Source organism: Duganella levis (assembly GCF_009857605.1).
GTDB lineage: Bacteria > Pseudomonadota > Gammaproteobacteria > Burkholderiales > Burkholderiaceae_D > Rugamonas > Rugamonas levis.
The window spans coordinates 90071-114384 of record NZ_WWCT01000010.1 but is presented as its reverse complement, the minus strand read 5'-3'; the positions used below and the strand labels follow the sequence as shown (position 1 = coordinate 114384).

Annotated in this window: 14 protein-coding genes and 1 riboswitch; of the genes, 8 read left to right on the top strand and 6 right to left on the bottom strand. The window is 64.3% G+C overall.

Annotated features, from left to right (window positions below):
- Positions 1-30 precede the first annotated feature (30 nt).
- Together GTP69_RS14180 and GTP69_RS14175 are read right to left on the bottom strand one after the other, a co-directional pair.
- Positions 31-1200 (bottom strand): HPP family protein, encoded by a 1170-nt coding sequence (locus GTP69_RS14180; RefSeq protein ID WP_161055485.1) that lies wholly within the window; start codon positions 1198-1200, stop codon positions 31-33.
- A 49-nt stretch (positions 1201-1249) separates the two neighbouring features.
- The gene (locus tag GTP69_RS14175; RefSeq protein ID WP_161055484.1) at positions 1250-1726 is read right to left on the bottom strand and encodes an Lrp/AsnC family transcriptional regulator; all 477 of its coding nucleotides are present in this window, start codon (positions 1724-1726) and stop codon (positions 1250-1252) included.
- 99 nt (positions 1727-1825) lie between these two features.
- On the opposite strand from GTP69_RS14175, the gene GTP69_RS14170 reads away from it, so the two are divergent.
- Positions 1826-3916 (top strand): aminotransferase class V-fold PLP-dependent enzyme, encoded by a 2091-nt coding sequence (locus GTP69_RS14170; RefSeq protein ID WP_161055483.1) that lies wholly within the window; start codon positions 1826-1828, stop codon positions 3914-3916.
- Between the two features lie 180 nt (positions 3917-4096).
- A complete protein-coding gene (locus GTP69_RS14165) occupies positions 4097-12835 on the top strand; it encodes a GH36-type glycosyl hydrolase domain-containing protein (protein ID WP_161055532.1) in 8739 nt (2912 codons plus the stop codon).
- On the opposite strand, the gene GTP69_RS14160 is transcribed toward GTP69_RS14165, so the two are convergent.
- Positions 12806-13381 carry a TMEM165/GDT1 family protein gene (locus GTP69_RS14160; protein WP_161055482.1) on the bottom strand — a complete coding sequence of 192 codons (576 nt, stop codon included), beginning with the start codon at positions 13379-13381 and terminating at the stop codon, positions 12806-12808. The genes GTP69_RS14165 and GTP69_RS14160 overlap by 30 nt on opposite strands.
- A 17-nt stretch (positions 13382-13398) precedes the next feature.
- Positions 13399-13582, bottom strand: a riboswitch (yybP-ykoY riboswitch).
- Between the two features lie 74 nt (positions 13583-13656).
- On the opposite strand from GTP69_RS14160, the gene GTP69_RS14155 reads away from it, so the two are divergent.
- Both GTP69_RS14155 and GTP69_RS14150 read left to right on the top strand, forming a co-directional pair.
- Positions 13657-15498: a M1 family metallopeptidase gene (locus tag GTP69_RS14155; protein WP_161055481.1), complete on the top strand. Its 1842-nt coding sequence runs from the start codon at positions 13657-13659 to the stop codon at positions 15496-15498.
- On the top strand, positions 15495-17108 hold the full coding sequence (locus GTP69_RS14150; protein ID WP_161055480.1) for a serine hydrolase: 1614 nt from the start codon (positions 15495-15497) through the stop codon (positions 17106-17108). The genes GTP69_RS14155 and GTP69_RS14150 overlap by 4 nt, the downstream gene beginning before the upstream one ends.
- 1 nt (position 17109) lies before the next feature.
- On the opposite strand, the gene GTP69_RS14145 is transcribed toward GTP69_RS14150, so the two are convergent.
- Complete coding sequence (locus GTP69_RS14145; protein ID WP_161055479.1) at positions 17110-18819, bottom strand: GGDEF domain-containing protein; 1710 nt, start codon at positions 18817-18819, stop codon at positions 17110-17112.
- 148 nt (positions 18820-18967) lie between these two features.
- Here GTP69_RS14145 and panD point away from each other — a divergent pair, with 148 nt between their 5' ends.
- Positions 18968-19327: an aspartate 1-decarboxylase gene (panD, locus tag GTP69_RS14140; RefSeq protein ID WP_110846333.1), complete on the top strand. Its 360-nt coding sequence runs from the start codon at positions 18968-18970 to the stop codon at positions 19325-19327.
- 44 nt (positions 19328-19371) lie between these two features.
- Here panD and GTP69_RS14135 read toward each other — a convergent pair whose 3' ends face one another.
- A complete protein-coding gene (locus GTP69_RS14135) occupies positions 19372-19992 on the bottom strand; it encodes a Crp/Fnr family transcriptional regulator (RefSeq protein ID WP_229260942.1) in 621 nt (206 codons plus the stop codon).
- Positions 19993-20242: 250 nt separating this feature from the next.
- Between GTP69_RS14135 and GTP69_RS14130 the strand changes: the two genes are divergently transcribed.
- Positions 20243-21844 (top strand): methyl-accepting chemotaxis protein, encoded by a 1602-nt coding sequence (locus GTP69_RS14130; protein WP_161055478.1) that lies wholly within the window; start codon positions 20243-20245, stop codon positions 21842-21844.
- Here the strand turns inward: GTP69_RS14130 and aqpZ are convergent.
- The gene (gene aqpZ, locus GTP69_RS14125; RefSeq protein ID WP_161055477.1) at positions 21841-22533 is read right to left on the bottom strand and encodes an aquaporin Z; all 693 of its coding nucleotides are present in this window, start codon (positions 22531-22533) and stop codon (positions 21841-21843) included. The two genes, GTP69_RS14130 and aqpZ, sit on opposite strands and share 4 nt — an antisense overlap.
- Before the next feature lie 217 nt (positions 22534-22750).
- Here aqpZ and GTP69_RS14120 point away from each other — a divergent pair, with 217 nt between their 5' ends.
- The gene (locus tag GTP69_RS14120) at positions 22751-23914 is read left to right on the top strand and encodes a methyl-accepting chemotaxis protein (RefSeq protein ID WP_161055476.1); all 1164 of its coding nucleotides are present in this window, start codon (positions 22751-22753) and stop codon (positions 23912-23914) included.
- 13 nt (positions 23915-23927) lie between these two features.
- Positions 23928-24296 (top strand): response regulator, encoded by a 369-nt coding sequence (locus GTP69_RS14115; protein WP_161055475.1) that lies wholly within the window; start codon positions 23928-23930, stop codon positions 24294-24296.
- The last annotated feature ends 18 nt before the right edge of the window (positions 24297-24314 follow it).

Below are 24314 nucleotides of genomic sequence, written 5' to 3'. Positions count from 1 at the left end.
TTGCCTCAACCGCAGGAAACAAATTTTGTATCAGGCTGCCGCTTCCGCGAAACGGCTCTCGTACAGCGCCGCCACCAGGTCCGATTGGGTGATGATGCCGACAAATCGCTGCTCATGGTCGACGATCGGGATGTGGTGGAAACCCGAGTCCGCCATCAGCGGCACCAGGTCGACGATCGGCGTATCGACCCGCGCGGTGGTCGGATGCTGCGTCATGATCTGGCCGACCACTTCGGCTTTTTCCGTGTGGGTCACGCCGCTTTTGCGCAGGAACCGGCGCAGTTGCTGGCGGATGCTGCGGTAGTCGTCCAGCCCGCCATGGTCGAGGAAATCGGTTTGCGTGACGATGCCGATCAGGCGCCGCGCGCGGTTCAGCACCGGCAGGCAAGTCACGCGGTGCGCGCGCATCTGTTGCCACGCATCGTCCAGCCCGGTACCGAACTCGGCGCTGACGATATCGCGCGACATGATGTCGGCGCAGCTGATGATGCCGAAGCGGCGGTGATAGGCACGCTGCTCGGTCTGCATGAACAGCGATTCCAGGTCGTCGCGGCTGATGTCCAGCACCTGGTTATGCTGTTGCAGCACCGCGTCCAGGTCCTCCGGCGTGAAGCCCAGCCGCACGGTCGGCGCCGCATCCTTGGTGGCGTGCGGATTGGCGTGGGCGTTCTGCACGTGCGGATAGCTGCGGCCGGTCAGGTTGTTGTAGGTGATGGCCATCAGCACCAGCAGCACCGAATCGGCCAGCACCGTCATCAGCACGAACTCATAGCCGGCCGCTTGCACCAGCGAACCGCCGATCACCGCAGTCAGCGCCACCGCGCCGCCGGGCGGATGCAGGCAGCGCGTGACGAACATGGCGGCAATCGCACCGCCGCAGGCCAGTCCGGCCAGCAAGGGCAGCGGCAGGCTGTCGCCGAACCAGTGCACGCAGGCCACGCCGACCAGGCCGCTGACGACGTTACCGCCGATCACCGACCATGGCTGCGCCAGCGGACTGGCCGGCAGCGCAAACAGCAGCACCGACGAGGCGCCGATCGGTGGTACCAGGAAGATGGCCGCATGGGTCGATTGCAGCAGCAGATGGCTGAGCAGGGCGGTCAGCAGGATGCCGCACAGGGCGCCGAAGGAGGCGCGCAGCTGTTCGCGGCGGTTGGCGGTAGGGGCGCTGGGCAGCCAGCTTTCAAAGAAGGCGCGCATTGGCTTTAAATCAAGTATTTAACATGAAGCATTATCTCATGAATGCCCCTTATTGGTGCGAGACCAGCCCCAGCGGTAGCGAGGTGGTGATCTTGATCTGTTCCATCGAAAACGCCGACGACACCCCGGTCAGCTGCACGGACTTGATCAACTTCTTGTAAAACCGGTCATAGCCGGCGATGTCGATCGTCACCACCTTCAGCAGGTAATCGACGTCGCCGCTCATGCGGTGAAACTCCTGTACTTCCGGCAACGCTGTCACCGCAGCGGCAAAGCGGGCGAACCATTTCTCATCGTGCTGGGTGGTGCGCACGCTGACAAACACCGTCACCGGCAAGCCGACCTTGTTGCGGTTGATGATGGCCACGCGGTTCTCGATATAGCCTTCCTCTTCCAGCCGGCGCAGCCGTTTCCAGCACGGCGTGGAGGACAAACCTATTTGTTCGCTGAGCTGGGCAACGGACAGCGTGCCGTCCCGTTGCAGGGCGTCAAGGATGGCGTAGTCAAAACGGTCAAGTTGATTCATTCTATTTATCAGCGAAAGAGAGCATGTAACATCTCCATCTTATGCCTGAGCGCAGAATTTTGGTACGTTTATTTCGGCATAACTGCGTAAGCTATATGGATGACTACTGAAATCTACCTCGACAGCAACGCCACCAGTGTTGTTCTGCCTGCCGCGATTGCCGCCGCCACCGACGCCATGGGCCAGCGCTACGGCAATCCCAGCAGCACCCACGCGACCGGCCTCAAGGCCAAGGTCATCCTCGATGAAGCGCGTGCCTGTGCCGTGCGCCTGCTGGGCGTGGGCAACGGCCGCCTGATGTTTAACAGCGGCGCCACCGAGGGCATCCAGACCGCCGTGCTGTCGTCGCTGGTGGCGCTGCGCGAACGCAAGGACGCCGGCGAGGCCATCGGCACGCTGCTGGTCTACGGCGCCACCGAGCACAAGGCCGTGCCGGAAAGCCTGGGACACTGGAATCGCCTGCTGGGCCTGAACCTGACGCTGCACAAGCTGCCGGTCGATCACAATGGCGCGCATAGCCTGAACGCGCTGCGCGACATCGCCGGCCAGGCCGCAATGGTGTGCACCATGGCCGCCAATAACGAAACCGGCGTCATCTCCGATCTGGCCGGCATCGAGGCGGTGCTGCGGCAAACCGGCAGCAAGGCTTACTGGTTGGTCGATTGCGTTCAGGGGCTGGGCAAGCTCAAGCTGAATCTGTCGGCTACCCGCATCGATTACGCGCCGTTCTCCGGCCATAAACTGAATGCACCGAAAGGCATCGGCATGCTGTATGTGCGCGCCGGTACGCCGTTCACCGCGCTGATCCAGGGCGGCGGCCAGGAAGCCGGGCAGCGCTCGGGCACCGAGAACATGGCCGGCATCGCCGCGCTGGGTGCTGTGCTGGGCGCGCTGGAGCGGGGCGATACCTTCCGCAGCCAAACCGAGCTGTGCAACTTCCGCGCGCGTCTGGCGGACAGCCTGCGCACCGCCTTGCCGGGCGTGGTGTTCAACCACCCGTTCGACACTGCGCTGCCGACCACGCTGAATTTCTCGGTGCCGGGCCTGTCCAGCCGCGAGCTGATGGATGTGTTCGACGCCGCCGATGTGCGCGTCAGCGCCGGCAGCGCCTGTTCCTCGTCCAAGGCCGCGCCGAGCTATGTGCTGGATGCGATGGGCTTCCCGCTGTGGCGCAGCGCCGGCGCCATTCGCATGTCATTCGGCCCGCTGACCGACGAGGCTACCATCGCCGCCGCCTGTGCCCGCATCGAGCGCTGCGGCGCTGCCTTGCGCGCCAGTTGCCTGATCCCGTCCGACCGCACCGCCGTGCCGCACGACGGCTTGCTGCAACTGGGCGTGGAAGGCGCGTGCAGCTGGATGGTGCTGGACGCCGCCAGCCGCAGCTGCATCGTCATTGATCCGTTGCCGGAGCACACCGCGCGCATCGAAGCGTATGTGCGCTGCCAGAACTATCAGGTGCAGGCCGTGGTCAGCACGCTGCCGAATGCCGGCCGCGCCATGCTGGTCGAGGCGCTGGGCCGCCACTTCAACCGCGCGGCCGATGCCGACGCTTACGGCTGGCCGCAAAACGCCGCCGACATTGCGCTGGAGAATGGCGCCGGCGCCACCGCCATCATGCTCGGCGCGCAAGTGCTGGCCTGCGTTCCCTGCGGCACGGGCAAGGAATTGCGTGCCTATCTGCTGGGCTCGGCGGAAGAGGCACGGCTGCCGGCGTCTGCAGTGCGCTTTGCGTTCAGCGCTCTGCCGGCGCAACAGGCTTTGCACGACGTCACCAGCGACCGCACGCTGCTCTGCCCGACGCGCGATGAGCAGAATCAGTTCTGCGCCAGTATGAACGCTGGGTCATCGGCAATCATTGCTGCCGATGCGCAACTCGACAGCCGCGCGCTGGATGCTTTCCTGCAGGCGCATCCAGATGCTTGCCTGGTGGACGTGCGCGAGCCGTATGAATTTGCCGCGACCATCGCGCCGCTGCCGACTGGCCGCATGGCCTTGAGCGTGCCGCTGAGCCGCCTGGCCGAGTACGCCAGTGCGTGGCTGGGGGCGGAGCAGGCGCCGCTGGTGTTCTTCTGCCGCAGCGGCAACCGCAGCATGAAGGCGGCGCTGTGCCTGCGCCGGCTGGGACATCGCTACGCATACAGCCTCAACGGCGGTCTGGCGCTGGCGACGCCGCTGTTGCTGGCAGCCTGAGTCAGTTTTCTCCTTTGCAGGGGCCGCGCAAGCGGTCCTTTTTTTTTGCTCACCCTGTTATGTACGTCACCGTACAGTCCCCTTCCGTGCGCCACCGTACGATTGCTTGGCCCATAATTTTTCATTCGCCGCGTCGAAGCGAGGTCCAAGTTGAACAAGTCCAATCCTATCCTGCCCGAGATGACCCTGGGTTTCCGCGAATCACCCTCCGGCTCCCTGGTGTCCGAAGACGATGACGAAGACCTGCCGCTGCGCGCGGAACTCTTCAGTGCCGCACAAATGGCCGCGCACGGCAAGACGCTGGCCCAGCATCATGAGCTGAGCAAGCGCGGCGGCCGCGACCGCCTGCTGTCGCGTCTGACGGAAAACGCCGCCGTCATCGATTCCACCTGCGATGAACTGACCGCCGCCATCAAGGCCGGGCGCCAGATCACGCCGGCGTCGGAATGGCTGCTGGATAATTTCTACCTGATCGAAGAACAGATCCGCATCGCCCGCCGCCACCTGCCGAAGGACTACAGCAAGGAATTGCCGCGCCTGGGCAAGGGCGCACCGGATGGCTGCCCGCGCGTCTACAAGATCGCGCTGGAGATCATTTCGCACGGCGATGGCCGCGTCGATCCGGAATCGCTGTGCCGCTTTGTCGACGCCTACCAGGAAGTCGCCACCCTCAAGCTGGGCGAACTGTGGGCGATTCCGATCATGCTGCGCCTGGCGCTGATCGAGAACCTGCGCCGCGTGGCCGCGCGCGTGGCCGACAACCGCGCCCAGCGCGACCTGGCCAACACCTGGGCCGATCAGATGACCGAGATCGCCGACAAAAATCCGAGCGGCCTGATTCTGATGGTGGCCGACATGGCCCGTTCCAATCCGCCCATCACCAGCGCCTTCGTGGCCGAACTGGCGCGCCGCCTGCAAGGACAAAGCCCGGCGCTGACCTTGGCGCTGACCTGGATCACGCACCGCCTGGCCGAAATCGGCCAGACCATCGAACAGCAGATCCAGGCCGAGATCCAGCAGCAGGCGGCGGAGCAGGTCTCGATCGCCAACAGCATCGGCAGCCTGCGCTTCCTCGGTACCATGGACTGGCAGGAGTTTGTCGAGACCATGAGCAAGGTCGAACAAACGCTGCGCCAGGACCCGGCCGACATCTACGGCAAAATGGAATTCGCCACGCGCGACCAGTACCGCCATTCGATTGAAAAAATCGCCAAGCGCTCGCGCTTCACCGAAGAAGAAGTGGCGCAGCAGGCCCTGGCGCTGGCGATGGCGCATCACGGCACCGGCGATTCGCGCCATGGCCACGTGGGCTTCTACCTGATCGGCGGCGGCCTGGCCGCGCTGGAAAAACAGACGCAGATGCGCCGCCCGTGGGCCGAGGCGCTGCAACAGACTTCCAGCGCCTCGCCGCTGACCTCCTACCTCGGCGCCATCGCCGCCATTTCGCTGGTGTCGACCGCGCTGCTGCTGGAACGCGCGTCGTTCTACGGCGTGCATGGCTTTGTGCTGTTTGCGCTGGGCGTGCTGGCGCTGCTGGGCAGCAGCCATCTGGCGCTGAACCTGGTGAACTGGGTCGCCACGCTGGTCACCCATCCGCGGCCGTTGCCGCGCATGGATTTCAAGGACGGCATCCCGTCCGACGCGCGCGCCGTCGTGGTGGTGCCGACGCTGGTCTACAGCAAGGAGAACATCGACGACCTGTTCGAGCAGATGGAAGTGCGCTTCCTCGCCAACCGCGATCCCAATCTGACGTTTTGCCTGCTGACCGACTTCGCCGACGCCCGTTCCGAGAAGATGCCGAACGACGACGCGCTGACCGAACAGCTCAAGCGCTGCACCGCGCACCTGAATCACAAGTACGCCGCCGGTTCGCCGCACGCGCCGTTCCTGCTGCTGCACCGCCCGCGCATGTGGAATCCACAGGAAGGCGTGTGGATGGGCTATGAGCGCAAGCGCGGCAAGCTGGAAGACCTGAACGCCTTCCTGCGCGGCGGCGCGCGCGACAAATTCTCGCTGGTGGTGGGCGACACCTCGGAGCTGGAAAGCATCCGCTACGTGATCACGCTGGACACCGACACCCAGCTGCCGCGCGACGCGGCCAAGGAATTCATCGCCACCATGCAGCACCCGCTGAACCGTCCGCGCGTCGACCTGCAACGTGGCCGCGTGACCGAAGGCTACGGCATCCTGCAGCCGCGCGTGGCGGTAGCGCTGCCGAGCGAGAACGCCTCGCGCTATGAAAAACTGTGCGGCGGCGAGCCGGGCATCGACCCCTATACCCGCACCGTGTCGGACGTCTATCAGGACGTGTTCTTCGAAGGCTCCTTCATCGGCAAGGGCATCTACGATATCGACGTGTTCCAGCAAGTGCTGGGTGGCCGTCTGCCGGAAAACACCATTCTCAGTCACGATTTGCTGGAAGGCTGCTACATCCGCGCCGGCCTGCTGAGCGACGCGCAATTGTACGAAGCCTATCCAACCCAGTACAGCGATGACGTCAGCCGCCGCCAGCGCTGGATCCGCGGCGACTGGCAGCTGATCGGCTGGCTGGCCGGCCGCGTGCCGAGCGGCCGTGGCAAGCGCGAACGCAATCCGCTGTCGCTGCTGTCGCGCTGGAAGCTGTTCGATAATCTGCGCCGCAGCCTGACCGCGCCGGCGCTGGTACTGTCGCTGATCACCGCGTGGCGCTGGTTGCCGGATCCATGGATGTGGACCAGCGCCGTGTTGACCGTGATCTTCCTGCCGCCGCTGGTCAGCGTGGTGTATGACCTGTGCCGCCGTCCGCGCGATACCTTGTGGAGCCAGCATATCCGCGCCTCCTTGCGACGCAGCGGCATGCAGTTCTCGCACGCGATCCTGATGCTGGCCTTCCTGCCGTACGAAGCTTACTTCAGCGTGGATGCGATCCTGCGCAGCCTGTGGCGTTCCTTCGTCTCGCACCGCAAGCTGCTGGAGTGGCGCGCGTCCACCCTGGTGCGCCAGGCCGACGGCACGGTCAGCACCTGGCGCACCATGTGGTTTGCGCCGGTGCTGGCGCTGTTCGTCGGCGGCGCGCTGCTGGGATGGCATCCATCGAGCCTGCCGCCTGCCTCGCTGTTCCTGCTGGCGTGGCTGGTGGCGCCGGCCATCGCCGACTGGATCAGCCGTCCGATCGAACGCAAGTCCGCCCAGCTGTCGACCGAACAGACGCTGTTCCTCAACAAGCTGGCGCGCCGTACCTGGGCGTATTTCGAGCGCTTCGTCGGCCAGGAAGACAACTGGCTGCCGCCGGATAACATGCAGGAGCATCCGGTGCAGGTGATTGCGCACCGCACCTCGCCGACCAACATCGGCATGGCGCTGCTGGCCAACCTGACCGCCACCGACTTCGGCTACATCACCGTCAGCCAGCTGATGGCGCGCACCGCCAATACGCTGGACAGCATGGACCAGCTGGAGCGTCACCAAGGTCACTTCTACAACTGGTACGACACGCTGACGCTCAAGCCGCTGCATCCGATGTACGTCTCGACGGTGGATAGCGGCAACCTGGCTGGCCACCTGCTGACCATGGCGCCGGGCCTGACCGGCCTGTATGACGAACCGGTGCTCGGCAAGCAAATCATCGACGGCATCACCACCACCGCGCGCGTGCTGCAAGAGACGCTGGCCGATGCCGGTATTGCCGCCGGCGCCTCGGCCACCGGCGCCGCCACCACCTCCGCCGTTGCCGCCGACGCAATCGACGCGCTGCTGGCCGCGATGACGCCGGCGCCGGACGCCGGCAACCTGCAAGAGCTGTATGGCTGGCTGACGCGCGTGAACGTCGCTGCGGAGGAATTCCAGCCGCACGCCGTCACCCACAGCGAAGCCGCCGCCCTCTGGGCCGAGTCGCTGGTGCAGCAATGCCGCGCCGCGCTGGACGAACTGGCCGCGCTGACGCCGTGGGCCGCGCTGTCGCCGGACGCCATCTTCGACACCAGCATGACGCGCATGCCGACCTTGCGCGAACTGGCAGCCCTGGCGCGGTCCACCGCCTCCATCGCCATCAACGACCTGGCGCCGGATGAACGCGATCGCCAGCAGCGCCTGGCCGCACTGTTCGAGCAAGGCAGCACCGCTGCGCATGAGCGCATGCGCGCGCTGGCCGACCTGGCGCTGCGCTGCGGCGCTTTCGCCCAGATGGAGTATGGTTTCCTGTTCAACCCGACCACCAACCTGCTGGCGATCGGCTACAACGTCAGCGACCGCCGCCTGGACGCCAGCTATTACGATCTGCTGGCGTCGGAAGTGCGCCTGGCCAGCTTCGTTGCCATCGCCCAGGGACAGCTGCCGCAGGAACACTGGTTCGCGCTGGGCCGCCAGCTGTGCATCGTCGCCGGCAAGCCGGTGCTGCTGTCGTGGAGCGGCTCGATGTTCGAGTACCTGATGCCGCTGCTGGTGATGCCGAACTATCCAAGCACGCTGCTGGACCAGACCTACAATTCCGTGATCGACGCGCAGATCGACTACGGCAAACAGCGCAACGTGCCATGGGGGATTTCCGAATCCGGCTACAACACGGTGGACGCCAGCTTGAATTACCAGTACCGCGCCTTCGGCGTGCCGGGCCTGGGCCTGAAGCGCGGCCTGGCCGACGATCTGGTGATCGCGCCCTACGCCAGCATGATGGGCCTGATGGTGCAGCCGGAAGCCTCGTGCGCCAACTTGCAGAAGATGGCGGAGCTGGGCTATATGGGCCGCTACGGTTTCTACGAAGCGATCGACTACACGGCGTCGCGTCTGCCGCGCGGCCAGAGCGCGGCGGTGATCCGTTCGTTCATGGTCCACCACCAGGGCATGGGCTTCCTGTCGCTCAGCTACCTGCTGCACGACCGGCCGATGCAGCGCCGTTTCGAATCCGATCCGCTGCTGCAATCGACGCTGCTGGTGCTGCAGGAACGCAGCCCGCAGGTCGGCGCCTTCTACTCCAACACCACCGAAATGGCGGCCATCCGCAGCACCGCGCCGGAACAGTCGATGCCGATGCGCGTGCTGACGCAGCATTCGACGCCGGTGCCGGAAACCCAGCTGCTTTCCAACGGCCGCTATCACGTCATGGTCACCAACTCCGGCGGCAGCTACAGCCGCTGGAAAGACCTGGCCGTGACGCGCTGGCGCGAAGACAGCACGCGCGACAACTGGGGCAACTTCTGCTACGTGCGCGATGTGGAGGACGGCGAGTTCTGGTCCACCACCTATCAGCCGACGCTGGTCGATCCACGCAAGCATGAAGTGATCTTCTCCGAAGGCCGCGCCGAGTTCCGCCGCTCCGATCGTCACATCGATCTGTACACGGAAATCGTGGTGTCGCCGGAAGACGATATCGAATTGCGTCGTACCCGCATCACCAACAAATCGGACCGCGTGCGCACCATCGAAGTGACCAGCTACGCCGAAGTGGTGATGGCGCCGGCAGCCGCCGACAATGCCCACCCGGCCTTCAGCAAACTGTTTGTGCAGACCGAAATCCTGCCGCAGCAGAAAGCCATCCTGTGCACGCGCCGTCCGCGCGGCGCGCATGAAGTCATGCCGTGGATGATGCATTCGATGATGGTGCACGATGCGCCGGTGGTCAACGTCTCCTACGAAACCGACCGTTCGCGCTTCATCGGCCGGGGCAACACCATGGCCGCGCCGAGCGCGATGCTGAACGAGGGACCGCTGAGCGGCGGCGAAGGTTCGGTGCTCGATCCGGTGGTGGCGATCCGCTACACCATCACGCTCAAGCCGGACCAGTTTGCGACGGTGGACATAGTCACCGGCATGACCGAACAGCGCGACGTGGCGCTGCACCTGATCGACAAATACCAGGACCGTCATCTGGCCGACCGCGTGTTCGAACTGGCGTGGACCCACAGCCAGGTGGTGCTGCGCCAACTGAACGCCAGCGAAGCGGACGGCCAGCTGTATGGCCGCCTGGCCAACTCGGTGATCTACCCGAACGCCGGCCTGCGCGCCGAAGCCGCGACCCTGATCAAGAACCAGCGCGGCCAGTCCGGCCTGTGGGCATATGCGATTTCCGGCGACCTGCCGATCGTGCTGATGCAGATTAAAGATCCGTCCAACATCGAACTGGCGCGCCAGATGGTACAGGCGCATGCCTACTGGCGCCTGAAAGGGCTGGTGGTGGACCTGGTGATCTGGTACGAAGACCAATCCGGCTACCGCCAGGCGCTGCACGACCAGATCATGGGCCTGATCGCTTCCGGCATTGACGCCCAGGCGATCGACCGTCCGGGCGGCATCTTCGTGCGCCTGATGGACCAGATCCCGAACGAGGACCGGGTGCTGATGCAGTCGGTGGCGCGCGTCATCATCAGCGATTCGCGCGGTTCGCTGGCCGAGCAGATCAAGCGTCCAACGCCGCCGACGCTGCGCATGCCGCCACTGCTGGCCGATAATCGCGGCGAGTATGCGGACGCCGGCCCGGTCACGCATCCGGCGCGCGGACTGATACTGGAAAACGGCACCGGCGGCTTTACGCCGGACGGCCGCGAATACGTGATCACCACCAGCGACGCCCAGCGCACGCCGGCGCCGTGGTCCAACGTGCTGGCCAATCCGCAGTTCGGCACCGTGATTTCGGAAAGCGGCCAGGCCTACACCTGGCACGAGAACGCGCACGAGTACCGCATCACGCCATGGGACAACGATCCGGTCAGCGACAGCAGCGGCGAAGCGTTCTACCTGCGCGATGAACAGAGCGGCCAGTTCTGGTCGCCGACGGCGCTGCCAGCGCGCGGCAATGGCGACTACATCACGCGCCACGGCTTCGGTTACAGCGTGTTTGAACACATCGAGGCCGGCATCTTCACCGAGATGACCACCTTCGTCGCGGTCGATGCGCCGATCAAGTACACCGTGCTGAAAGTGCGCAACGACTCGCTGGTGCAGCGCCGCCTGTCGGCCTTCGGTTATGTGGAATGGGTGCTGGGCGACATGCGCTCCAAGTCGGGCATGCACATCGTCACCGAGGCCGATCCGGTCAGCGGCGCGCTGTTCGCCAAGAACCCGTACAACACGGAATTCAGCGGCCGCGTGGCCTTCTTCAATTGCGACGCCACGCTGCGCAGCATCACCGCCGACCGTACGGAATTCATGGGCCGCAACGGCACGCTGGCCGCACCAGCCGCGCTGCGCCGTTCGCGCCTGTCCGGCAAGATCGGCGCCGGACTGGATGCCTGCGCCGCGATCCAGGCGCCGTTCGACCTGCTGCCAGGCCAGGAGCGCGAGATCGTGTTCGTGCTGGGTGTGGCCGGCCGCCGCAACGCCGACGCCAGCAGCCTGGTACAGAAACACCGCAGTGCCGAAGCGGCGCACGAAGCGCTGCGCGCGGTGCATGCGCATTGGGAGAAAACGCTGGGCGCCGTGCGCATCGAAACGCCGGAGCCGGAGCTGGACGTCATCGCCAACGGTTGGCTGATGTACCAGACCATCGCCTGCCGCATCTGGGCACGCAGCGGCTACTACCAGTCGGGTGGCGCGTTCGGCTTCCGCGACCAGCTGCAGGATGCGATGGCCACCATCCACACCCAGCCGCAACTGTTGCGTGACCAGTTGATGCTGTGCGCCGCTCACCAGTTCCTGGAAGGCGATGTGCAGCACTGGTGGCATCCGCCGTCGGACCGTGGCGTGCGCACGCACTGCTCGGACGATTATCTGTGGCTGCCGCTGGGCGCCTGGCGTTACGTGTCCAGCACCGGCGACATGAGCATCCTCGATGAGATGGCGCCGTATCTGGAAGGCCGCGCGGTCAAGCCGGAGGAGGATTCGTATTACGACATGCCGGCCCGTTCCAGCGAGCAGGGCACGCTGTACGATCACTGCCAGCGCGCCATCCGCAACGGCCTGCGTTTCGGCGTACACGGCCTGCCGCTGATCGGTTCCTGCGACTGGAACGACGGCATGGACAAAGTCGGCGAGCATGGCAAAGGGGAGAGCGTGTGGCTGGCCTTCTTCCTGTGCGAAGTGCTGAAGCGCTTTGCCGAAGTGGCCGACATGCGCAACGACACGGCATTCGCCGCCGAGTGCCGCGAACAGGCACGCCGCGTCGCCGCCAACGTCGAGCAGAACGCATGGGACGGCGAATGGTATCGCCGCGCCTACTTCGACGACGGCACGCCGCTCGGTTCGCACACCAACGAGGAATGCCAGATCGATTCGATTTCGCAAAGCTGGGGTGTGTTGTCCGGCTCCGCCGATCCGGTGCGGGTGCGCGGCGCGATGGAGCAGGTCAATCAGCGCCTGGTGCGGCGTGATTCCGGCATCATCCAGCTGCTCGATCCACCGTTCGACAAGGCCGGTCCGAATCCGGGCTACATCCGTGGCTACGTGCCGGGTGTGCGCGAGAACGGCGGGCAGTACACCCACGCCGCGATCTGGACCGCGATGGCCTTCGCCCGCCTGGGCGATACCGAACGGGCCTGGGAACTGGCGCGCATGATCAATCCGGTCATGCACGGCCGCACGCCGGAAGACACCGCAATCTACAAGGTGGAACCGTATGTGGTAACGGCCGACGTGTACGCAGTGGCGCCGCATGTGGGGCGCGGCGGCTGGAGCTGGTACACCGGTTCGTCCGGCTGGATGTATCGCCTGATCCTGGAGTCGCTGCTGGGCCTCACGCGCACGGCCAACCATCTGAAGCTGGAGCCGCGCATGCCGGAGAACTGGACCACGTTCACGCTGACCTATCGCTACGCCAGCGCCACCTACGAGATCCGCGTCAACAAAGGCGCGACCTCGGCGCCGATCATGTCGGTGGACGGCGTGCCGCAGCCCGATGGCTTGATCGAGTTGCAGGACAGCGGCCGCACGCACCGCGTTGAGTTGCTGGTGCCGGCGGGGGCGCCGCCGGCCACTGCGATGTTAAACGCCCAGGGAGGCGCCGGCGCCTAACAGCGTCGCCACGCCCAGCACCGCGAAGATCACGGCAGCAATGCCGTGAACCAGCTTGAGCGAGATCTTGTTGGCGATCCTGTCGCCGAAGTAGACCGCAGGGACGTTGGCCAGCATCATGCCCAGCGTGGTGCCGCATACCACGGCAACCATGCTGTGGTAGCGGGCCGCCAGCGCCACGGTGGCGACCTGCGTCTTGTCGCCCATTTCGGCCAGGAAGAAGGCGATCAGCGTGGTCAGGAACACGCCGTATTTCGCCAGCTTGGCGTCTTCCTCATCCAGCTTGTCCGGCACCAGCGTCCATGCGGCCATCGCAAGGAAGGACGCGCCCAGCACCCAGCGTAGCAACTCCGGTCCCAGCATGCTGGTGATCCAGGTACCGATGGCGGCGGCGAAGGCGTGGTTGGCGATGGTGGCGACAAAGATCGCGGCAACGATAGGCAAGGGACGGCGGAACCTGGCGGCGAGTACAAAAGCGAGGAGCTGGGTTTTGTCGCCGATTTCTGCGAGAGCGACAATGCCGGTAGAGACGAAGAATGCTTCCATGATGAGTAAGGTACGCGGGCCGGAACGGTTAACCAATGATCCAGGCGCGGCTCCGGCCCATCACGGCCGCCCCAAGGATCATGGTCTCGCCAAGCCGGTGCTATTTGCACGGCCACCTGCGCCACGGTCTGCGGACCGATTATGTTGACACAGGTTCTTGCACCGGGCGGCGCAAGCCGACTACTCCCCACTAACGGCGCGGATTTTAACACATGACAGAAACATCCCTATGGTATTCTGCTTCGCGCTGAAGATAACATTGAAAGTATCGCCACATGATCAAGAAGACCATTGCCGCACTCGTGCTGACCGCATGCATGTCGCTCTCCGCTCACGCCGATCCGTTGAGCTACGCCCGCTACGACCAGGTACGCACCACCGATCTGCACCTGGACCTGAAAGCGGATTTCAGTCACAAGATCCTGTCCGGCTATGCCGAGCTGTCGCTCAACTGGATCGACAAGTCGGCCCGCACGCTGGTGCTGGACACCAATGAACTCAACATCGCCAAGGTGCTGGTGCTGGCCGCCGATGGCCGCTGGACCGCCGCCTCCTTCATGCTCGACAAGCTGGATGTGGAGAAGGGCCGCGCGCTGCGCATCGCCCTGCCGTTCCAGCCGCAGAAAGTGCGGATCTACTACCGCACCGCGCCGTCGGCCACCGCGCTGCAATGGCTGACGCCTGAGCAGACCATGTCCGGCAAGCGTCCGTTCATGTTCAGCCAATCGGAAACCATCAACGCCCGTTCGTGGGCGCCGGTGCAGGACACGCCGGCGGTGCGCTTTACCTACAGCGCCCGCGTGGAAGCGCCGTCCGGCATGCGGGTGGTGATGAGCGCCGAGAACGACCAGCAAGCCACCGGCGCCGGCGGCTGGAAGTTCAAGATGACGCAGCCGATTCCGTCCTACCTGCTGGCCATCGCCATCGGCGAAATCGACGTGCGCAATGTCGGTCCGCGTTCGGCGGTGTACGCCGAGCCGCAGCGCATCGAGGCCGCCGCCAGCGAAATGGCCGACACCGAAAAAATGATCGCCGCCGCCGAAGGCCTGTATGGCCCGTACCGGTGGGAGCGTTACGACATGATCGTGCTGCCGCCATCGTTCCCGATCGGCGGCATGGAAAATCCGCGCCTGACGTTCGTCACGCCGACCATGATCGCCGGCGACAAGAGCTTGGTCGACCTGATCGCGCATGAACTGGCGCACTCGTGGTCCGGCAACCTGGTAACCAACGCCTCGTGGAAGCACTTCTGGCTCAACGAAGGCTTCACCACCTACGTCACCACCCGCATTGTTGAAAAGCTGTACGGCGAAGAAGTGGCGGAGATGAACCTGCAAGTGGAGCAGGAAGAAGCGATTGCTTCGCTGGCGGGTATCCCGGCTGCCAAGCAGGCCTTGGTGTCGCGCGATCCGGACACCAGCGCCGCCAGCTATACCGACACTGGTTTGGTGTATCCGAAAGGCGCGTGGTTGCTGCGCACCCTGGAGCAGCGCGCCGGCCGCGACGTGTTCGATCCCTTCCTGCGCGGCTGGTTCGACCAGCATGCCTTCAAGTCCGCCACCACCGACGAATTTGTCGACTATTTGAAGAAAAACCTGCTGGACGCGCATCCTGAAATCATGTCGCAATCCGAGCTGGATGAGTGGCTGTATGGTCCCGGCATTCCCGCCAGCGCCAAGCGCGCCGCCTCGCCACGCCTGGCCGCGCTGGATACGCAGCGCACCGCGTGGCTGAAAGGCGAATTCCCGACCGCCGACCTGCCCGCCAAAAGCTGGATCGCGCTGGAGTGGATGCACTTCCTGAACGATATCGACGGCAAGGCCACGGCAGCGCAGATGCAGGAGCTGGACCAGACCTTCGGCCTGGGTAAAACCGGCAACAACGAAATCGCCTTCCGCTTCTTCCTGGCGTCGGTGCATGCCGGTTACAACGTGCGTGAGCCGTTGAATAAATTCCTGATGAGCGTGGGCCGCCAGAAGTTTGTGGTGCCGCTGTACACAGCGCTGCTGAAGAACCCCAACGAGAAAGACTGGGCCAAGGGCGTGTACGCCAAGGCGCGTTCGCACTACCATCCGGTCACCCAGACCTCCGTCGACAAGGCATTTAAAAAACAATGAAGATGATCCGACCTTTTGCAACCGCCGCGCTGACGCTGGCGGTGTGGGGCGCGCTGGCTGGTGCGCCTGTTATGGCGGCGCCGGTGACGACGCCCGATACTACCGCCGCAGTGACGGCGTCGCTGGGCGATGACGTCAACCGCGCGCTGAAGACTTTCCAGGTGCCGGGCATGGCGATCGCCATCGTCAAGAATGGCAAGGTGGTGGTGGTCCAAGGCTTCGGCGTGCGCAAGCTGGGCGAGCCGACGCCGGTGGACGGTAAAACGCTGTTCGAAGTGGCATCCAACTCCAAGGCCTTCACCGCCGCCACGCTGGCGATGCTGGTCGATGAGGGCAAGATCGCCTGGAACGATCCGGTCACCAAGCACCTGCCGGGCTTCCAGATGTACGACTCGTACGTCACCGGCCAGATGACGGTGCGCGACCTGCTGACGCACCGCAGCGGCCTCGGTCTCGGCGCCGGCGATTTGCTGTGGTGGCCAAGCACCCAGTTCAGCACCGATGAAATCATCGACAGGCTGCGCTACGTCAAGCCCGCCACCAGCTTCCGCGCCAGCTACGCCTATGACAACCTGCTGTACATCGTGGCTGGCAAGATCATCGCCGCCAAGACCGGTAAGCCGTGGGGCGAGGCGGTGCAGGAGCGCATCCTGACGCCGCTGGGCATGAGCGGCACCAGGACCAGCGTGGCCGACATGCTGGCCAGCAGCGACTACTCGGCGCCGCACAGCAAGATCCACGACAAGATCTCGGTGGTGAAGCCGATGCCGGTGCCGAATGCTGTCGGTGCGGTGGGCATCAACACCAGCGCCGAAGACATCGCGCGCTGGATGAACCTCCTGCTCAAACAGGGCAAGACGCCAGACGGCAAGCAGCTGATCAGCGCCAAACAGGTCGCCGAATTGTGGAGCGAGCAGACGCCGATGCCAATCAAGGAGCCGAAGTCGCCGTTGGCCGCCACCAAGCCCAACTTCCTGTCGTATGGCCTGGGCTTCCAGCTGCGCGATTACAAGGGGCACAAAATCGCCATGCACGGCGGCGCGTTGCAAGGCTTTTATTCGACGGTGCTGATGGTGCCGGACCAAGAGCTGGGCATCGCCATCCTGACCAATGCGGAGAACAGCCCGGCCATGGCCTCGCTGTACTACACGATACTGGACACGTTCCTGGACGTGCCGGTGAAGACCGACTGGATCGGGCTGTACGCCGACCAGGAAGCGGCCGCGCACAAGGAGGAGCTGGAACGGCAGGGCAAGGAGAGCAAGGCGCGCGTAGCCAGCTCCAAACCGTCGCTGCCGCTGGCGGCCTACGACGGCGAGTATGAAGATGCATGGTACGGCAAGGCCAGTATCCGCGAGGAGGGCGGCAAGCGCATCATGCGTTTCGAGCGCACGCCGGACTTGAGCGGGGAACTGGAGCACTTCCAGCACGACACCTTCATCGTGCGCTGGAAGGAGCGCAACTTCAACGCCGACGCCTATGTGACGTTTGCGCTGAATCCGGACGGCAGCATCGAGCGCATGAAGATGGCGCCGATTTCCACCGAAACGGATTTCAGCTACGACTTCCGCGATCTGACCTTCACCCCGGTGAAGACGGTGAAGAAGTAATCTAGGCCGCGCTCTCCACGCGGTTGCGGCCTTTGCGTTTGGCGCTGTACAGCGCCAGGTCGGCCGCATGCAGCAGATCGTCCAGCGCCGCGGCAGGTCCGGTGGCGCTGGCGACGCCGAAGCTGGCCGTCACCCGTAGCAGCTGGCCATCGGCTAGCGTCAATGGCACCGAGGCGATGGCGAGCCGCAGGCGCTCGGCCAGCGCGCAAGCCTGTTCCAGCTGGCAGTAGGCCGGCATCACCACAAACTCCTCGCCGCCATGGCGCGCCAGGATCTCGCCGTCGCGCAGTTCATCGCGCACCAGCGCCGCCACCCGTATCAGCACCTGGTCGCCGGCTTCGTGGCCGTGGGCGTCGTTGACCGCTTTGAAGTGGTCGATATCAAACAGCAGCACCGCCAGCGTTTCCCGGCAGTCGCGCGCGCGTTGCAGCCGCTGGTTGCTGGCGGCGACAAACGCGCGCCGATTCAGGATGCCGGTCAGGTAGTCGGTGTTGGCGCGCAGGCGCAGTTCGTCGATCAGGCTTTGGCGCTCCAGTTCCAGCTGCTGGCGTTCGATGCTGTTGGTGCGCAGCGTGGCCAGCGCGCGCAGCATGTCGCCGATTTCGTCGGCGCGCTGCGAACCGCCAGAGTCGCGCGAGTAGTCGCCATTCCCCAGCCGGATCACCGCGCGGGTGGCGCGCAGCAGCGGCACGATCACGCGCCGCCGCACGATCAGCAGCAACAGCGTGAGCGACAGCAGGATGGCGATGCCGGACAGGGTGGCGATCCACAGTTCGCGGCGCGCGTGCTCATGGTCGTTTTGCGCCTGCGTCTGGGCTTCCTGCAGCAGTTCGTCGCGCAGCGCCAGGATCGGCGTCATGGTCGGCACGTAGCGCTGTGCCAGTTGCGCGGTATCGAGGTCGTAGGCGCGGCCGGCGCGGCTGGCCTGCTCGATGTCGGTCACCAGTTGCAGGCCTTCGCCGAAGTAGATGTCGTCCACGCGCTGCGTCACGATGGCCAGGTTGCCGCCGCTGTCGGTCGCCTGCACTTGCTGGCGCAGCTGGGCGATGCGGCCGCGCAGCATTTGCAGCCGCGTGTATTCGGCCGGCGTCAATGGCTGGCGCGTGGTTAGCGGCACGGTCAGCAGGGAACCGAGGCGGCCGGCGTATTCGCGCAGCTCGACCGCGTAGCGGGCCTTGATCAGCGCCCGCGTGATGCGCGGGTAGGCCAGTTCGGAGGCCTGGGTGTAGCTGGCGGCGGCATCCAGCGCCAGTGGCACCAGCCCGAACATCTGTTCGATGGCTTGCTTTAGCTGTTCCGGCGTGCGTTCGGCCGGCGGCACGGCGGCAAGCTGGTCGACGCTGTGGCGTGCCGTGTCCAGCGCCGCGCGCAGCGGCGCCAGCACCGTTTGCCGCGTCATGCCATCGTCGGCCAGCAGTTCGCGTTCCAGCTGCATCAGCGCCAGGTCGGTGGCGGCGCGCCCGCGCTGCAGACGTTCGCGCCGCGCCGGATCGGCAGTAAAACGTTCTCCCAGCACGGCGTTGACCGGGCCGCGTTCAAACGACAGTTTTTCCGCCGCCACCATGGCGGCGTGCGTCAGCCGCAGCGCTTGCAGGCCGCTGCCGGTGGCGTCGTAGCGCAGCCAGGCATTGCGGGTGATGTGGCCCAGCATGCCGCATACCAGCAACGCCAAAACGGCGGTGGAGAGCGAGAGCAGGCGGGTCAGCTTCATGAAAATAGTTGAATACGTTTACAAGTAAACAATATGCCACAAAGCGACTTGCAATGGTGAGGAATGGTACAATGCCGCCCTCGCGTCGCTGCCCCCTGCCTGGACAGGATGCCAAGTTTGAACGATCACTATCGAGGGAAAGAATTCTATGCAACGTATTATGCTGCGCTCCAAGCTGCACCGCGTAACGGTGACCCAGGCCGACCTGAACTACGAAGGTTCCTGCGGTATCGACGTGGACCTGCTGGAAGCCGCCGATATCAAAGTCAACGAGCAGATCGAACTGTATAACGTCAACAACGGTGAGCGCTTCGCCACCTACGCCATTCCTGGCAAACGCGGCAGCGGCGAGATTTCGCTGAACGGCGCCGCCGCCCGCAAGGCGCAGCTGGGTGACCTGCTGATCATCTGCACCTACGGCCCGATGACCGACCAGGAAATCGAAACCCACGTGCCGAAGCTGGTGTTTGTGGATGAAAACAACAAAATCAAAAGCATCAAGAAATAAATCAGGCAGTAAATAAAAAGGCGCTCCGTGGAGCGCCTTTTTTATTACCGCTTGCTGCCGTCCAGCCGCAGCAGCTGCGACATGTACTGCGGCGTAATGCCCAGGAACGACGCCACCACTTTCTGCGAAATGCGCTGCTCCAGCCCCGGATACTCGCGACGGAAGGCGTTCAGCCGGCCCTGCGCCGGCGAGGCGTTCAGGTACAGCCGGCGGCTCTGGTCGATGATGCTGCGCTGGGCCGCGCCCAGGTAGTAATCGCGCATGTCGCTGTTGCGTTTATACAGCGCGCTGATTTCCGACCAGTCCAGCCGATAGCCATGAATGGCCGTCTCCGCCACCACAAAATTCAATGCCGGTTCCGATTCGCGCGAACGCAACAGATCGTCATGCGCGCCGACGGACTCGCCGTCGGTCTGGAAGTGCTGCGTGACTTCGTTGCCGGCCTCGGTGATGAAGCCGGTGCGGGTGACGCCGCTGTGCAGCCAGTGCACATACTGCGCCGGGGTGCCGATGCGTTGCAGGTATTCGCCCTTGCGCATGCTGAAAGGGACAGCCAGCGGCGCCAGCTGGCGCGAGGCTTCATCGTACAGTTCTGGGGTAACGCCGTAACGGCGTGACACGACTTCGCGGTATTTAGCGCGGTGTTCTAGGAATGCGTTGCTCATCTCAGTTGTTTGGGAGTGGCGTGGGAACAGTCGACAAGGTTGTCTTTAAAACCAACGATGTAAACGGCTGTACAAGTTAATCCGAAAGTGTAAACCTTTTCCCAGTCCATGACACAAGATTTGTTGCAAATTAGAATGGAAATTAAAATTTATTTCAAACTTCAAACAGTTGAAGAAGTTGCTTTTATTCATGATTTCGGAGTTACTATAGAGTTACTATATAAACATAACCAGCCAGTGGAGACGCCGCATGAAAATCAGTGACCTCAGCATAGGCCGCCGCCTTGCCCTCGGCTTTGCCATCATCCTTGCCGTACTGATCCTGAACACCGGTCTCGGCATCTACCGCCTGCAAGGCGTGGCCTCCGCCACCCGCGATATGATGCAAACGCCGCTGGCCAAGGAACGTCTGATTTCCGACTGGTACCGCACGGTGTTTGCCGGCATCCGCCGCACCACCGCCATCGCCAAGAGCGCCGATCCGTCGCTGGCTACTTTCTTCGCGGACGAGGCCAAGGAAGGCGTCAACTTCGCTTCCAGCCTGGTCAAGCAGATCGAAGCGCTGACCGACGAGCGCGACAAGAAGCTGATGGATGAACTGGTCGAGATGCGCAAGCTGTACGTCAGCTCGCGCGACAACGTGATGAAGGCCAAGAGCGCCGGCAACGACGCCGAAGCCACGCGCCTGCTGGAGCAAGTCTATCTGCCGGCCGCCAAGACCTATGAAGGCAAGCTGCAAAACATCCTCGACCACCAGCGCAAGGAAATCGACGCCGCCGCGTCCCGCATCGACGAGGTGGCGGCGCAGAGCCGCAACCTGCTGGTGATGCTGGCGATCCTGGTGGTGGCGTTTGGCGTGGCCTTCGCTTGGTGGCTGACCAGCGGCATCACGCGGCCGATCAACGAAGCGGTGGCGCTGGCCGAGTCGGTGGCCGAGGGCGACCTGGTCGACCACCGCCATGGCGCGCACGACGACTACAGCAAGGATGAAACGGGCAAGCTGCTGCGTGCGTTGCAGCGCATGTCGGCCAGCCTGGTGCGCATCGTCGGCGATGTGCGCAACGGGACGGATACGATTACCACGGCGTCGACGGAAATCGCCGCCGGTAATCTGGACCTGTCGTCGCGCACCGAGGAACAGGCCAGCGCACTGGAGGAAACCGCGTCGTCGATGGAAGAACTGACCAGCACCGTCAAGCAGAACGCCGAGAACGCGCGTCAGGCCAACCAGCTGGCGGCCAGCGCGGCCGAGGTGGCGCAGCGCGGCGGTTCCGAGGTATCGGATGTGGTGCAGACCATGGCCTCCATCGATCAATCGTCGAAGAAGATTGTCGACATCATCGGCGTGATCGACGGCATCGCCTTCCAGACCAATATCCTGGCCTTGAACGCGGCGGTGGAAGCGGCGCGCGCCGGCGAACAGGGCCGCGGCTTTGCCGTGGTGGCTTCCGAGGTGCGCAACCTGGCGCAGCGCTCGGCCGCCGCCGCCAAGGAGATCAAGACGCTGATCGACGATTCGGTCGGCAAGGTGGAAACCGGCACGCGGCTGGTGGGCCAGGCCGGCAGCACGATGGAGCAAGTGGTCAGCAGCATCCAGCGCGTGACCGCCATCATGGCCGAGATCAGCAATGCCAGCGTCGAGCAGACCCACGGCATCGAGCAGATCAACATCGCCATCTCGCAGATGGACCATGTGACGCAGCAGAACGCCGCGCTGGTGGAGCAGGCCGCAGCGGCGGCCGGCGCCATGCAGGAACAGGCGGCGCAGCTGGCCGACGCCGTCAGCATCTTCAAGCTGGAAGATACCGCGTCGCCGCGCCGTGCTGCGCCGGCCCGGAAGCTGCTGGCTTAAACCGGATCGGCCTTGCCGATCAAGCGGTAGACCAGTGCACCGAGCAGCGCGCCGGCAATCGGCGCCAGCCAGAACAGCCACAGCTGGCTAACCGCCCAGTCGCCCACGTACACGGCGACGGCGGTGCTGCGCGCCGGGTTGACCGAGGTGTTGGTGACCGGGATCGAGATCAGGTGGATCAGCGTCAGTGCGAAACCGATCGGCAGCGGCGCGAAGCCTTTCGGCGCGCGCGCATCGGTGACGCCGAGGATCACCAGCAGGAACATCATGGTCATCACCACTTCCGACACCAGCGCCGCCGTCAGCGAGTAGCCGCCCGGCGAGTGCGTGCCGTAGCCGTTGGCGGCGAAGCCGGCGCTGACGTCAAAGCCGGCCTTGCCGCTGGCGATCAAATACAGCACGCCGCCGGCGACAATCCCGCCCAGCACTTGCGCAACGATGTAGGGCGCCAGCTGCCTGGCCGGGAAGCGGCCGCCGGCCCACAAGCCGATCGACACCGCCGGATTAAAGTGGCCGCCGGAGATGTGGCCGACGGCGAACGCCATGGTCAGCACCGTCAGGCCGAAGGCCAGCGCCACGCCCAGCAAGCCGATGCCGACACCCGGAAAAGCGGCCGCCAGCACAGCGCTGCCGCAACCGCCCAGCACCAGCCAGAACGTACCGAAAAACTCTGCTCCATACTGCTTCATGTTAACCCCTAGTCAATTAAGAATTTAATAATGTTGGCAATGTACTAGGGACTGCGCCAAATGTCGAGCAGCGGCGACCATGGGCATGATGCAGCTGCGCAACGTGCGTTGTCGCGTACCTTAGTCGCGCGGTGGCGTGGCCTGGGTTTCTGCGCTACAGTGGGACACCGGAGGCGTGCTGTGAGCGTGCCCCGCGACTACGGCGAGGTGGCGTCCAGTGAAGAACGATACCGGGTTGAACAGCAAGATTCTCGTGCCCTTCGGGCTAGCCGCTGCTGGTGCTATCGGCACCGTCGTTGCAGGCTGGAGTACCTGGGGCTGGCCCACACTGATCTGGGCCGCGCTGCTGTTGGGCGCCGCCGTGTGGCTCACGCGCGACAGGGGTTTCGGCACCAGCGCCGCCACCGGCGACAACCCGATGATCGACAACTATCTTGCAAGCCGCGAGCACTTCGGCGACGCGGTGTTGCCGGTGTGGTGCCGGCATATCGAAAACTCCCGCACGCAGATGGAAGAAGCGGTGTCCGACTTGGCGTCGCGCTTCTCCAGCATCGTCGACAAACTGGACAACGCGCTGCATGTCTCCGGCGCCGGCAACCAGGGCGGCAGCGCGATGACCGAGGTGTTTGCGCACAGCGAAACCCAACTCGGCTCGGTGGTGACGTCGATGAAATCGGCGATGGCCTCCAAGCACGCCATGCTCGGGCAAATCAAGGATCTGGAACGCTTCACGCGCGAGCTGCGCGGCATGGCCGAAGGCGTGGCCAGCATCGCCGCGCAAACCAATCTGCTGGCGCTCAACGCGGCGATCGAAGCGGCGCGCGCCGGTCCGGCCGGCGCCGGCTTCGCGGTGGTGGCCACCGAGGTGCGCATGCTGTCGATGCGTTCGGCCGAAACCGGCAAGGAAATCACCAACCGCGTGGGCCTGATCAGCAGCGCCATCCTGGCTGCCAGCCAGGCCGCCGAGCAATCCAGCGAGGCGGAAGACAAATCGATGCAGTCGGCCGAGGGCATGATCGAGGCGGTGCTCAACGAATTCCGCCAGATGACGGACGCGCTGGTGCAGTCGTCCGAGTTGCTCAAGCAGGAGAGCGTCGGTATCCAGGGCGAAGTGGGCGAGGCGCTGGTGCAGCTGCAGTTCCAGGACCGCGTCAGCCAAGTGATGTCGCATGTGCGCGAGAACATGGAACGCCTGCCGGTGCTGCTGCGCGAGAACCGCGCCAGCTACGAAGCCAGCGGCGTGCTGGACGCGCTCGATCCGGACGTGCTGCTGCACGAACTGCAAAAGACCTATGCAATGGCGGAAGAACACGCGGTGCACAGCGGCGCCAGACTGGCGGCGCCGGCGGCAGCGGCCGCCGATGAAATCACTTTTTTCTGAGGATAGATGAGACATGGCAAAAACCATTATGGTGGTCGATGATTCAGCTTCGCTGCGGCAGGTGGTGGGTATTGCGCTGAAGGGCGCGGGATACGAAGTGATCGAGGGACGCGATGGCGTCGATGCGCTGTCCAAATGCACCGGGCAGAAAATCCATCTGGTGGTGTGCGACGTGAACATGCCGAATATGGACGGCATCACCTTCGTCAAGCAATTCAAGCAGCTACCCAATTACAAATTCACGCCGGTGATCATGCTGACCACCGAGTCGCAAGAGAGCAAGAAGGAAGAGGGCAAGGCCGCCGGCGCCAAGGCGTGGGTGGTCAAGCCGTTCAAACCGGAAGTGCTGCTGGGCGCCGTGGCCAAGCTGGTACTGCCATAATCGATTGAGCTAACTGGA